We start from the raw sequence: 12300 nt of genomic DNA on the forward strand, positions 1-12300 counted from the left end.
TTGAATCAACGCCAAAACGGGGTCATTGATAAGGTTGGCCGAAAACCTTCGGCCAACCTTATCTTTTTGCGACCGCGCTCAGCACACTTTGAGGCGACCGCGGAAATCCTCCAGCCGGTGGTAGCCCTTGGCGCGCATGATGTCGGTCAACTCGCCCAGAATGCGCTCAAAGGCACCCTCGCCTTCTTCATGCAAACAGGTGCCGACCTGTACCGCTGTGGCCCCAGCCAGAATGTGCATGAACGCTTCCTTGCCGCTGCGAATGCCGCCGCAGCCAATCACATGTTTCTCCGGCAACAGCCGGGCAAACTCGCGCACATTGGCCAGCGCCGTCGGCAGTACGTAATCGCCGCCCAGCCCACCCAGCCCCTGCTTGGGCCGGATGACCGTGCTTTCCCGCTCGACATCAATCACCAGCCCGTTGCCAATGGAATTGATGCAGGTGATGAAGCGCAATCCTGCATACCCCCCAAGCACATGGGCCATTTCCACGAAATGCACCGGATCGAAATACGGCGGCAGCTTCACCCCGAATGGTCCGTGCCAGGCGCGGCTGATCTCCGCCAAGGCAATGGCCGTAGCGGCAAAATCGTAGGCCAGTTGCGGCTTGCCCGGCACATTGGGGCAAGACAGATTGATTTCCGGCAAACAGGGCAGTTGCTCAACCGCCAGCGCCTCCAGCATGGTCAGATTGTCTTCCAGTGATAGGCCCGACAGCGACAGGAATAGCGGCTTGCCGGCATGGTGCGGGTAACGGCGGGCATAGTCGAAGTAATAGCGGTAGCCGGCGTTGGGCAAACCCATGGAGTTGATGCTGCCCAGCGGAGTGCTGGCGTAACGCGGCTCCGGATTGCCTTCGCGCGGGTCTAGCGTGCAGCTTTTGGTGATCACCGCGCCAGCCGCGGACAAGCGCACCCGCTCCAGCTCCTCCACGCTGCGGCACATCACGCCGGAGGCATTGTAAAGCGGGTTGGGCATGGTCATGCCCAGCCAGGAAACGGAAAGATCAACAGTCATGACGGCGCGTCCGGGGAGTAATGAGAACAGGCTGCAGCATATATATCATTGATTTCTAATATCATGAGCAGGATCAAGCCAAAAACAGAAACAGCCGCTCAAGGCGGCTGTTGGCGGAGACGGCGGGTGGGTCTCAACGCAAATGGGTCACCGTCTGGTAGAAGACAAAAGACAACACCCAGGCCAGCAGCACCGACCAGCCAATCGTCAGCGCAGTGAAACTGCGGCTGCCGGACTCGCGACGGATGGCAGCCACCGTCGACAGGCAAGGCACATACACCAGGGTGAAGATCAGGAAGCTCATGGCCGAGGCCCAGTCCAGATGGGCCACCAGCGCGGCGCCAAGACCGGTTTCCGGTACGCCGTAGATGACGGCCAGACCGCCGAGGAGAATCTCCTTGGCGACAAAACCCACCAGCAGCGCCACGGCCAGCTCGTGACGGATGCCGATCGGGTCCAGCACCGGCGCAAACACCGTGCCCAGTACATCCGCCAGCGATTTGTCCCCGCCAGCCGGAATGTGCGACACCAGCCACACCAGCACCACCCCCATCAAGATGAAACTGGAAGCCAGCTGCAAGAAAGCCCGCACCTCGCCCACCGCGCGAATCAGCATGTGTCGCGCGCCCGGCAGGCGGTAAGGCGGCACCTCCAGCAGAAAAGCCTCGTTACTGCGATAGCGGTGCTTGAATACCCAGGCAGTGAAAATGGCCACGGCGAAGCTCAAGGCATAAAGCGCGCTCAGCACCCAGGGCGCTTGTGAAGGCTTGAACAGCACGCCGGCGAAAAACACCACCACCTGCAAACGCGCCGAACACAGGGAAAACGGAATCACCATCATGGTGAGCAAGCGCTGTTTTTTCTGCCGCATGACACGGGTCCCCAGGATGGCCGGCACATTGCAGCCAAACCCCATAAGCTGCATGACGAAACCACGGCCATCCAGCCCCAGCCGCGCCATGAAGGCATCGGTAAGAAACGCCGCGCGCGCCAGATAGCCGCTATCCTCCACCATGGCCATCAGCACAAAGAACACAAACAGGATGGGCGCAAACGTGACCACTGTGGACACCCCCTGCCAGATGCCATCCACCAGCAGGCTTTGCACAATGGCCGGCAGCGGCGCGATCAACAGCGACAAGGCGTGTTCTTTGAGCCAGTCCATACCGCCGGACACCAGACCCTGCAAGGGCGTGCCTATCTGATAGGTGGCGTTGAACAGCACCGCCATAAAGGCAAAAAACAAGGGCAAGCCCAGCCAGGGATGCATCAGCCAATTGTCGACCTTTTCGGTCAGGCCTTTGGGCAACACCGGCGGCAGGCTCCATGCGCCGGCCAGCTTGCCGCGCGCGGCCTCGAAGGCGGCTTCGGTTTCCGGCACCTTGTCTAGCGCGGCATGCACCGGCCCGCCCTCGCGGCAAGCCAGTTTGTTGAGCGCGTCCATCAGCTTCGGCCAACCTTGCATGCGCTTGGCGGACACCAGCGCCGCCGGCATGCCCAAGCGGGCCGACAGTTGCTCCACGTCCAGCGTCACGCCCAGCAAGTGGGCTTCGTCCGCCATATTCAGCGCCAGCACGCAAGGCAAGCCCGCCGCTTGCACCTGCAAGGCCAGCGGCAGCTGGCGATCCAGCTGCGCGGCGTTCAACACCAGCAGCACGCCGTCAAAACCGGTGCTCAGCAGTACATCGCGCACCACGGCTTCGTCATCGGAGTAACCGGTAAGATCGTTGACGCCGGGCAAGTCGATCAACTCCACCATGCTGCCGCCCAGCAACAGCTTGGCGCTAGTGAGATCCACCGTCAGACCGGGCCAGTTGCCTACCCGCTGCGACATGCCGGTAAGGCGGTTAAAAACAGTGGATTTGCCAGTATTGGGCAGGCCTATCAGAGCGAATCTTTTCATGCCGCGTCCCGCACCTTGATGGAACGGGCAAGGCTGCGGCGCAAGAGAAAGCGAGTGGCACCCACCTCCAGCACCAGCGGGCCGCCAAAGGGCGCGCTGCGAGCCAGACTGAACAGGCAGCCGGGAATCAGGCCGAAAGCGGCCACGCGGCGATAAGCCTCATCAGACAGATCAAGGCTGTCGACAACCCCCGGCTTTCCCAATGGGAACTGATCAAGCGACAACATAAGCATGCAACCCTGTAACGCGAATTATTTGCATTATTATAACCAGAAGCCCCTGTGCCTTGCGCGGTTTTCCATTACTTGCCCGCATGCGGTTTGACGCGCGTCAAACCTGCCGCCCGCCCCTTTCGCGGCAGTGGCCTGCACCGACGAGAGCGTTTAGAATCCTCACTATTTGACATCAGAAGCGGACCCAGGCCCATGAGCATCAAATCTGACAAGTGGATCCGGCGCATGGCGCAAGAACAAGGCATGATCGCGCCGTTCGAAGCCAACCAGATCAAGAACGTCGACGGTCAAAAGGTCATTTCCTTCGGCACATCCAGCTACGGCTACGATATTCGCTGCGCCGACGAATTCAAGGTGTTCACCAATATCAACAGCACCATCGTCGACCCGAAAAACTTCGACCCGGATTCGTTTGTAGAGGTATCCGGCAAGGGCTATTGCATCATCCCGCCCAACAGCTTCGCGCTGGCCCGCACCGTGGAATACTTCCGCATCCCGCGCTCGGTGCTGACCGTGTGCCTGGGCAAATCCACGTATGCCCGTTGCGGCATTATCGTCAACGTCACCCCGTTCGAACCGGAATGGGAAGGCTATGTGACGCTGGAGTTCTCCAACACCACCCCCCTGCCGGCCAAGATTTACGCCAACGAAGGCGTGGCGCAGGTGCTGTTCTTTGAATCCGACGAAGTGTGCGACGTGTCCTACGCGGATCGCAGCGGCAAATACATGGGCCAGGTCGGCGTGACCCTGCCGCGCCCCTGACACTGCCTGCACTTCTGATTGTTGAAAAACCTCCTCTCGCTTTCTGCCCGAAAATCGAGGCTCTCTGGCTGGGAGGAGGTCAATGGGAAGGTTCGCAGCAATAGGTTAGCCGAAGGACCCGGCCCTGTCGGGCCCCGCACCCTACTCATCCCATGACTCTATCAGCCGCCTGAGGGACAGCTTGCGCTGTCCCTTTTTTACGTCTGCCCTCAACAATCGCTCCCGCCCGCCACGGGTCTTGTCATCGCAGGATTGTTCAAAGAACACCGACTGACGCAGCTGAAAAAGCGGGTCGCAAAATCGGCTGCTTGTTCTAGGATGAACAGTGGGTTCGGCACCTTTCCCGGTGGCAAAACCCTGGCACTGCAAAGCTGTTTCTTCTTGGGACGTCGCGGTTCCCCCTTGCCGTAACGCCCCTTTTTTTTTCCACAAACCATTCCATATTCATAAAAAACAAACCTGAACCATCTCAAACCGCTAGAAGCCATCAATTTTGCCTTGGCTCATTGTTTTCCATGATGGTTCTTGCCACCATGCCCGCTTCCTTTACCGGAGCGCGTCTGATGACTTCGCCCTTCTATCTGATGCCCTGCCGCTCGCTCACCGGCAAGCCTTACGATTTGGCCAGCCTGCGCGGCAAAGTGGTGCTGGTGGTCAACACCGCCAGCCGTTGCGGCTTTACCCCGCAGTACGCCGAACTGGAAAAGCTGCATCGCCGCTATCAGGATCAAGGTCTGGTGATTCTGGGCTTTCCCTGCAATCAGTTCGGCAAACAGGAACCTGGTCAGCAAGAAGACATCTCCAGTTTCTGCGAACTGAACTACGGGGTGAGTTTTCCGATGATGGAAAAGGTATTGGTGAACGGCGACACGGCCCACCCGCTGTGGGATTGGCTCAAACGCGAGAAGCCGGGTCTTTTGGGTTCCCGCCGCATCAAGTGGAATTTCACCAAGTTTCTGCTGAACCGGCAGGGAAACGTGGTGAAACGCGCCGCGCCCTATCGCAAGCCCGCATCGCTGGAAGACCACATCGCCGAGTTGTTGGCCGTGCCGGCATGAACGCCGCAAACATCATGAAGAAGAGCCGGACAAGCCGGCCCTTGCTGCCCCGCGCGCACCGCTGCGCTCAAATGACTTCACTGGCTTTCTGGCAGGGGTCTTCCATCAACTTGCGCGCGATGTCCGCCAAGCTGTCGAGGTCGTCATCCAGATGCTCCTGCATGTCCAGCAAGGCGGCTTTCAATACCAACGCCGCCAGCGCCGGCTGATCGCCACTGAATACATGCGCCAACACCCGCAACTCGCGACAAGACACCAAGTCCAGCGGTACTTCGATGGTTCTTACCTGTTGCAAAGCCAGCACCACACCGGCCTCGCCACCCGTGCTGCGGCACTCCTCCAGCTCATGGAGCAGATGTTTCAACGCCATGCCCATGGCGCGCCTCCTTTCCTCTCATCCCTCGTTTTCAGCCTAGCCGCCTCAGGTGGCCGTCACCTAATTGCAATCGACATGCGCTTGATCTGAAACAGTATTTTCATATCAAACACTCAACGATCACCCGCGACATCACCAAACCATAGATCAGTCGGCGGCAAAAGCCAGACGAAAAAAACCGGCGTTGCGGCGCCGGTCTTCGAGTGAACAGGAGGCATCAGGCGCTCTCGAACCCTTGCAACACATTCACGGCGTTGACGCCGATCGGCTCCACGGCGTATCCGCCCTCCAGGCAGAACACCGTGGGAATATGTAGCTTGCCGATACGCTCGCCAATACGCAGAAAATCTTCCGAGCGCAAGCGGAAACGGGAGATGGGATCGCCCTCGAAAGTGTCCACTCCCAGCGATACCACCAGCGCTTCCGGCGCATAGCGGTCCACCTCCGCCAGCGCGGTATCCAGGGCAGCAAACCAAGTATCCGCCGGTGTCCCCGCCGCCAGCGGGAAGTTGAAGTTGTAACCCAGCCCCTCGCCCTCTCCCTTCTCATCGGCAAACCCAAGGAAGAAAGGGTATTCGGTGCGCGGATCGCCATGCACCGACAGAAACAGCACATCCTTGCGACGATAGAAAATGTCCTGCGTCCCGTTGCCGTGGTGGTAATCCACATCCAGCACCGCCACGCGCGAGGCGCCCTTGTCCCGCAGGTGTTGGGCGGCGATGGCAGCGTTGTTGAAAAAACAGTAACCGCCGCAGTAATCGAAGGCGGCATGATGGCCGGGAGGGCGGCACAGCGCGAACGCCGCGCGGTCGCCAGCCACCAGCCGGTCGGCGGCGCTAAGCGACACATCTGCCGCAGCGCGGATGGCAGGCCAGGTGCCGGCGGTCAAGGGCGTGCCGCAGTCCATCGAGTAATAGCAGAGCTGGCCTTCCACGTGTTCAGGAATGGCTTCGCGCAGACGACGGATCTGCCACATTTTTGGCAGTGCATCGTAATCGCGGCCCATGGCGCTCCAACGGGCCCAGGCCGTTTCCAAAAACCTCACATAGCCCGCGTCATGCACCCGCAAGATGGGGTCCAGACCATGTTCGGCGGGTTGTCGCACGCTATTGGGGAATCGCCGCTGCGCTTCGGCCAACACCATGTCCGCACGGGAAGGGTTTTCGAAACAGGGCTTGAGGGTACCGTCGATCAGCTCGGCCTTGCCGTGCTGCAAGCGATGGGCATCGCTGTAGAAGGTGAGCATGGAAACCTCCCGGAAAAAGGAAGCCACCATGCTCCCGCAGAGGGGCAGCCGGGTCAATGCCGCACTTGTGGCGGCTTGTCCCGGCTCAAGGGTGTCATTCTTCCAGCACGTCGCCGTCCACGTAGAACCAGCGGTCGTCCTGTTTCACAAAGCGGCTGATCTCATGCAGGCGATAAGCCTTGCCGGCCACCTTGTAGCGCGCTACGTATTCGACGGTGCCTTCGCTGTCGGCCTTCTTGCCGCCTGAGGCGGCGCGAATTTCCAAGCCGATCCATTTCACCGGCGAATCCGCCGCCAGATCCAGCGACTCTGGCCGGGTGCTTTCATGCCAGCAGGACAGCAGATACGGCTCCTTCACCAACACATAGCCGGTATAGCGGGAGCGCATCAATTTCTCAGCGGTGGCGGGCAAGGCCTTGCCCTCGATATACTCGCCGCAGCAGGATTCATAGGCGGCGGAAAGACCGCAGGGACAGCCCTCGGTCTGATTCTTTTTCTTGCTCTTGCTCATGGTGATCAGTGGTCTAGTGCCGGCAGTCCGTAGACTTTCAGCAGAAAATCGGTGAAGACGGGCTCGGGCGGACGGGGGTTCATGCGGGGCCAGCGGCGCATCCATTCACGCAGGCGCATTTCCATGCGCGCTTGCGACTCTTCCTGGGTCAGCCTGCCGGCGTCGCGTTCCACCGCCAGGTAGCGATACATGGCGAAGGTATTGTCGTCCACCAGATTGGGGCCGACCAACTTCAGACGGGTGAGGTTGAGCTGGTCCGCCGCCGCGGTGCGTGACAGCTCGCCCGCCTTTACCTTGCCTGCCAGGCGGGTGGCTTCGCGCACCAGCGCATCTGCGCGGGAATCCTGCCGCGGTGCTTGCGCCGGCGCGGAAGACGGCGCGCTGGAACGCACCGGAGCCGCCGGCTGTTGCAATAAACTGCAACCGGCAAGCAACACAAGAGTCAGGGATGACGCTAGGCGGGAAAACGGGGCGAGAGTCATGGCGGTGAGTGTAACGGATTATGGCCGGTTTTGGACCCTCCGCCTGCGCGCATGTTTCGCCGGGCATGAAAAAACCGGCCAACGCCAAGGCGCGGGCCGGTTTGAAAAGCCGCTGGCGAGCTTAGCCGGCCAGATGCTCAAACAAGGGCGTAGACAGGTAACGTTCGCCGAAAGAAGGAATCACCACCACAATCAGCTTGCCGGCGTTTTCCGGACGTTGCGCCAGTTGCAAGGCAGCCCATACCGCCGCACCGGAGGAAATACCCACCAGCACGCCCTCTTGCGTCGCTACCTTGCGAGCGGTATCGAAAGCGTCGTCATTCTTGACGCGGATGATTTCGTCGTAGATGCCGGTGTTGAGGATGGGCGGCACGAAGCCGGCGCCGATACCCTGAATGGGGTGCGGGCCTTTGGGGCCGCCGGACAGTACCGGCGAGGCGTCCGGTTCTACCGCCACCACCTGCACGCCGGGCTTGCGCGCTTTCAGCACTTCGCCCACGCCAGTGATGGTGCCGCCGGTGCCGACACCGGCCACGAGAATGTCTACCTGTCCGTCGGTATCGCGCCAGATTTCTTCGGCCGTGGTGTTGCGGTGCACTTCCGGGTTGGCCGGGTTTTCAAACTGCTGCGGCAGGAACCAGGTGTCTGGATTGGCTTCCACCAGCTCGCGCGCCTTGGCGATGGCGCCGCCCATGCCGTCCGGGCCCGGCGTGAGAATGAGTTCGGCACCGTAAGCGCGGAGCAACTGGCGGCGCTCGCGGCTCATGGTTTCCGGCATGGTGATCACCAGCTTGTAGCCGCGCGCGGCGCAGACCATGGCCAAGCCGATGCCGGTGTTGCCCGAGGTGGGCTCGACGATGGTGGTGCCCGGCCCGATCTTGCCGGCTTTTTCGGCAGCGTCGATCATGGCCAGAGCGATACGGTCTTTCACGCTGTGCGCCGGATTGAAGAACTCCAGCTTGGCCGCCACGGTAGCCACGCTGCCGGCGGTGACGCGATTGAGTTTTACCAGCGGTGTGTTGCCGATCAGGTCGGTAATGCTCTGGGCGATGGCCATAGTCTTATTCTCCCGGGCTACAAAAGAGTGAAGTTAGATAGCGCTTATAATATATGACCGGCCCCTGCTGGCTAATAGTGTTTTCTTATAACCAATTAACCATAAAATTTCGCACGATATGCCAACACAGGAAGATCTGGTGCCGCTGCAGGGCTGGCGCCGCAAGTTGTACATCATCATTTTTGAAGCGGACACCCGCACCGGGCGGTTGTTCGACCTCGCCGTGATCGTCACCATCATTTTGTCCTTGCTGACGGTGACGCTGGAAAGCGTCGCCAGCATCCGCGCTCGATGGGGTGTGGAACTCAAAGCATTGGACTGGCTGTTCACGGTCTTTTTCACCATCGAATACACCTTGCGTCTACTATGCGTGCACAAACCGCTGCGCTACGCACGCAGCTTTTTCGGCGTGGTGGATTTACTGGCTATCCTGCCACTGTACCTGGCCTTGTTTGTGCCGGAAAGCCGCTTTCTGGCGGACATACGAGTGCTACGCTTGCTGCGGATTTTCCGCATCCTGAAGATGACGCGCTATATGGGCGAAGCAAGGGAGCTGCGCCGCGCCATGCTGGCCAGCCGGCGCAAAATCACGGTGTTTCTCGCCTCCGTGATGATGCTGGTGATCATCCTTGGCACGCTGATGTATGTTATTGAGGGCGATGAACACGGCTTCACCAGCATTCCCACCAGCATTTACTGGGCCATTGTCACCCTCACCACGGTGGGCTTTGGCGATATCACACCCAAGACGCCGCTCGGGCAGGCGCTGGCCAGCGTGGTGATGATCACTGGCTACGCCATCATCGCCGTACCTACTGGCATTGTCACAGCGGAAATCGCCCGCAACAGCCTCAAACACCCGGACCACGAATCCGGCACCCGCCTCTGCCCGCACTGTTTCACCGAAGGACATGACTGGGATGCGCTGTATTGCAAACATTGCGGCGGCAAGTTGCCGCGCCCGGCCAAGGATGTGGTGAGCTGAAACCCGCTCACACACCCCAGATTCTGCGTTGCGCCTTCTTGCCGTACTCCGGGCACCGCCTGCGTCGGCGCGTCTTGGCTCAGACGCCTCTGCGAGGCGTGGTTAGCGGCGCCGGGACTGAGCAGCTGGGTCTTAGGCAGGAAACGGCAGCCGTTTGACTCCGCAAGCCGCCCACGCGGCGGCAACGCGCTCGTCAAAGGCCACCAGCCAGATATCCCGCACGCAGGCGTCCGGATGCTGGTACATCCAGTGATGCACCGCCTCCACCGAGAGCCAGCATGCCTCTTCCAGCGGATAACCGTATACGCCGCAGCTGATGGCGGGAAAAGCGATGCTGCTCATCCCTTGTGCCAACGCCAGATCTAGGCTCGCCGCGTAACAACGGCGCAAGGTGGCCGCCTCATCGTGCTGACCGCCCTGCCAGATGGGGCCCACTGTATGAATGACATGACGCGCCGGCAAATCATGGCCGCCGGTCAGCTTGGCCTCCCCCGGCTGGCAGCCGTTCAAGGCGCGACACTCGACCAGCAAGGCAGGACCGGCTGCGCGATGTATCGCGCCATCCACCCCACCGCCGCCCAGCAAGCTACTGTTGGCGGCATTGACAATGGCGTCTACCGCCAGCGTGGTGATATCGCCTTGAATCACGGCCAACTGCGTCATCCGCCTCTCCTTGCCGCCAGTATCGCGCGAGCCAGCTGCTCTGCGCACTCCGCCACCCGCTCCGCCGCTTCATCCAGGGCCATAGCCAGCGTCATCGGCCGGTTGCACAGTGAAAACATGCCCTGAAAGCGTTGCGCCAACCGCCCCTCGGCATCCGCCTCCACGGCACCCGAGATCAGACTGACCGGCACGCCAGCGGTGGCGGCCAGCGCCGCCACGCAGGCAGGCGCCTTGCCGGACAGGGTCTGGCTGTCGCTGCGCCCTTCGCCGCTCAGCGCCCAGTCAGCCTGCGTCAGGGCCGCCGCCAGACCGGTATGCTCGGCCACCGCCTCCGCGCCGGAACGCATGCAGCCGCCCAGCCATTGCAAGGCATAGCCCAAACCGCCGGCCGCACCGCTGCCCGGCCGCAGACGAACCGCCTCGCCATGCAAGGCGTCCAGTTCCCCAGCCCAGGCCTCAATGCCGGCATCCAATGCTTGGGCGACGTCAGCGCTGACACCTTTTTGCGCGCCAAACACAGCCGTAGCGCCACGCGAGCCGGTCAGCGGGTTATCCACATCCGACCAGATTTCCAGCTCAACATCGCGCCATGCTTCACGCAGGCCTTCGGCCAACAGGGTGACACAAGCGGCCATCTGCGCCGGACTGCCATCCAGGACGCCCCCCGTCGCGTCGCGCCACTCTGCGCCCAAAGCCGCCAGACAACCTGCGCCGCCGTCATTAGTGCTGGAACCGCCCAGCGCCACTGCAATACGGCGCACGCCGGACTCGCGCAGCTGACGCAATACACTGCCGACTCCGCCGCTATGCCGCTGCAGCACCGCAGTTTCTCCAGCCTGAGGCAAGCCGACAATGCGTGCCACCTCCACCACCACCATGCCGTTCGGCAAACGCAGGCACGCCACTTCCTGTGCCCTCCCCACCGCATCCAGCGACGGCAATGACAGCCACTCGCCGCCGCTGGCAGCATGCAAGGCATCCAGCGTCCCCTCCCCGCCGTCCGCCATGGGTTTCAGTACGCATTCCGCCGCGGGGTCAGCACGCAGCAAACCGCGACGCATGGCCTGCGCCACCTCGGCGGCGGACAAGGAGCCTTTGTAGGAATCGGGAGCGAGCAGCCAGCGCATGGCGTCACCTCAAAACAATGGACAGTGAATGTAAAAAACCCTCCGGCGCGGAGCAACGGAGGGTTTTGTCTAAGCGAGGCGCAGGTGCGCGGTCTGCTGGTTTATTCCGGCGCCTTCTCGGCGGCCGGCGCGTCCGACACCGGGGCCTCTACCACCGGCGCGGCCTCTGCTGCCGGCTTGGGCGCGGACATCAACTGAGCGGCTTTTTTCTCTTCGGCGGTGACTTCGCCGGCCGGCTTGCCGGCCAGATCAAAGCGCTTGCCGCCGCGAGCCAGCGATTTGACGTAGCGCGGCTTGCGACAGTGGTTGGCCACCACGCGGGAAATCAGCACCGGCTCGAATTGCGGCAAGGAAGCGATCAGGCTCTCGTGGATGCCCAGCGCAAGCGGGCGGAACTGGCGAAACACTTCGAACTTGCTGTAAACATGCTCCGCGATCATCTCGGTCTGCTTTTTCTTGGACAGACTTTGTACGGCGGATTTGAGTGCAGCACCCAGTGCCGTTTCGGTATTTGGCTTCATGAACTTCTGTCTAGATCCTGTAACGCATCAAGCTTGGGCAGTCCGACTGCCCCAACATTAATGGCGGTCTGCATCGCCGCCTGCCCTGTTCCTCGCGCCGGCGCTTGCCGACGCAGCGTATCTTAATGCAGCTTCGCCGGCCTTGCCAGCCAAAGGAGGCCTGCAAGCGCTGGAAAACGACATGCCGTGCGAACATTGAGACAGGCAGTCGGTTGGTGCGCCCAGCCGGGGTCGAACCGGCATGACCGAAGTCGAGGGATTTTCTTACCACTTCGGCTTTCGCCGCCGCCCTTGCGGGCGTTCGTGGTCTGGACTTTGTCTTGACCGTAGCTAGTGCCTTAGGCCGGCGCCGTCAAGTC

General features: G+C 61.2%; 14 protein-coding genes. 3 read left to right on the plus strand and 11 right to left on the minus strand.

Annotated elements, in window-relative coordinates; genetic code table 11:
- Positions 1-78: 78 nt before the first annotated feature.
- From Q0P52_RS14565 to Q0P52_RS14575, 3 genes are all read right to left on the minus strand, one after another.
- Positions 79-1017: a dihydroorotate oxidase gene (locus Q0P52_RS14565; RefSeq protein ID WP_293766908.1), complete on the minus strand. Its 939-nt coding sequence runs from the start codon at positions 1015-1017 to the stop codon at positions 79-81.
- A gap of 133 nt (positions 1018-1150) precedes the next feature.
- The gene (gene feoB, locus Q0P52_RS14570) at positions 1151-2920 is read right to left on the minus strand and encodes a ferrous iron transport protein B (RefSeq protein ID WP_293766905.1); all 1770 of its coding nucleotides are present in this window, start codon (positions 2918-2920) and stop codon (positions 1151-1153) included.
- A complete protein-coding gene (locus Q0P52_RS14575; RefSeq protein ID WP_293766902.1) occupies positions 2917-3147 on the minus strand; it encodes a FeoA family protein in 231 nt (76 codons plus the stop codon). The genes feoB and Q0P52_RS14575 overlap by 4 nt, the downstream gene beginning before the upstream one ends.
- A gap of 198 nt (positions 3148-3345) precedes the next feature.
- On the opposite strand from Q0P52_RS14575, the gene dcd reads away from it, so the two are divergent.
- Together dcd and Q0P52_RS14585 are read left to right on the plus strand one after the other, a co-directional pair.
- Positions 3346-3915 carry a dCTP deaminase gene (gene dcd, locus Q0P52_RS14580; protein ID WP_293813731.1) on the plus strand — a complete coding sequence of 190 codons (570 nt, stop codon included), beginning with the start codon at positions 3346-3348 and terminating at the stop codon, positions 3913-3915.
- A gap of 584 nt (positions 3916-4499) precedes the next feature.
- Positions 4500-4973 (plus strand): glutathione peroxidase, encoded by a 474-nt coding sequence (locus Q0P52_RS14585; RefSeq protein WP_366062478.1) that lies wholly within the window; start codon positions 4500-4502, stop codon positions 4971-4973.
- A 67-nt stretch (positions 4974-5040) separates the two neighbouring features.
- Here Q0P52_RS14585 and Q0P52_RS14590 read toward each other — a convergent pair whose 3' ends face one another.
- The 5 genes from Q0P52_RS14590 to cysK all read right to left on the minus strand — a co-directional run bounded on the left by Q0P52_RS14590 (position 5041) and on the right by cysK (position 8645).
- Complete coding sequence (locus Q0P52_RS14590) at positions 5041-5343, minus strand: hypothetical protein (RefSeq protein ID WP_293813733.1); 303 nt, start codon at positions 5341-5343, stop codon at positions 5041-5043.
- Positions 5344-5566: 223 nt separating this feature from the next.
- Positions 5567-6595, minus strand: coding sequence for a histone deacetylase family protein (locus tag Q0P52_RS14595; RefSeq protein WP_293813734.1), 1029 nt, complete (start codon positions 6593-6595; stop codon positions 5567-5569).
- Positions 6596-6689: 94 nt separating this feature from the next.
- Complete coding sequence (locus Q0P52_RS14600; protein ID WP_293813735.1) at positions 6690-7106, minus strand: YchJ family metal-binding protein; 417 nt, start codon at positions 7104-7106, stop codon at positions 6690-6692.
- 5 nt (positions 7107-7111) lie between these two features.
- On the minus strand, positions 7112-7498 hold the full coding sequence (locus tag Q0P52_RS14605; protein WP_293813736.1) for a hypothetical protein: 387 nt from the start codon (positions 7496-7498) through the stop codon (positions 7112-7114).
- Between the two features lie 211 nt (positions 7499-7709).
- Positions 7710-8645: a cysteine synthase A gene (gene cysK / locus Q0P52_RS14610; RefSeq protein ID WP_293813737.1), complete on the minus strand. Its 936-nt coding sequence runs from the start codon at positions 8643-8645 to the stop codon at positions 7710-7712.
- A 118-nt stretch (positions 8646-8763) separates the two neighbouring features.
- On the opposite strand from cysK, the gene Q0P52_RS14615 reads away from it, so the two are divergent.
- Positions 8764-9630: an ion transporter gene (locus tag Q0P52_RS14615; RefSeq protein WP_293813738.1), complete on the plus strand. Its 867-nt coding sequence runs from the start codon at positions 8764-8766 to the stop codon at positions 9628-9630.
- A gap of 132 nt (positions 9631-9762) precedes the next feature.
- Here the strand turns inward: Q0P52_RS14615 and Q0P52_RS14620 are convergent, their stop codons facing one another.
- The 3 genes from Q0P52_RS14620 to Q0P52_RS14630 form a co-directional block, all read right to left on the minus strand.
- Positions 9763-10293 carry an O-acetyl-ADP-ribose deacetylase gene (locus tag Q0P52_RS14620; RefSeq protein WP_293813739.1) on the minus strand — a complete coding sequence of 177 codons (531 nt, stop codon included), beginning with the start codon at positions 10291-10293 and terminating at the stop codon, positions 9763-9765.
- Positions 10290-11420, minus strand: coding sequence for a glycerate kinase (locus Q0P52_RS14625; RefSeq protein ID WP_293813740.1), 1131 nt, complete (start codon positions 11418-11420; stop codon positions 10290-10292). The genes Q0P52_RS14620 and Q0P52_RS14625 overlap by 4 nt, the downstream gene beginning before the upstream one ends.
- A 101-nt stretch (positions 11421-11521) precedes the next feature.
- Positions 11522-11941 (minus strand): ProQ/FINO family protein, encoded by a 420-nt coding sequence (locus Q0P52_RS14630; protein ID WP_293813741.1) that lies wholly within the window; start codon positions 11939-11941, stop codon positions 11522-11524.
- Between the last annotated feature and the right edge of the window lie 359 nt (positions 11942-12300).

The organism is uncultured Aquitalea sp., assembly GCF_945957525.1.
Classification (GTDB): Bacteria; Pseudomonadota; Gammaproteobacteria; order Burkholderiales; family Chromobacteriaceae; genus Aquitalea.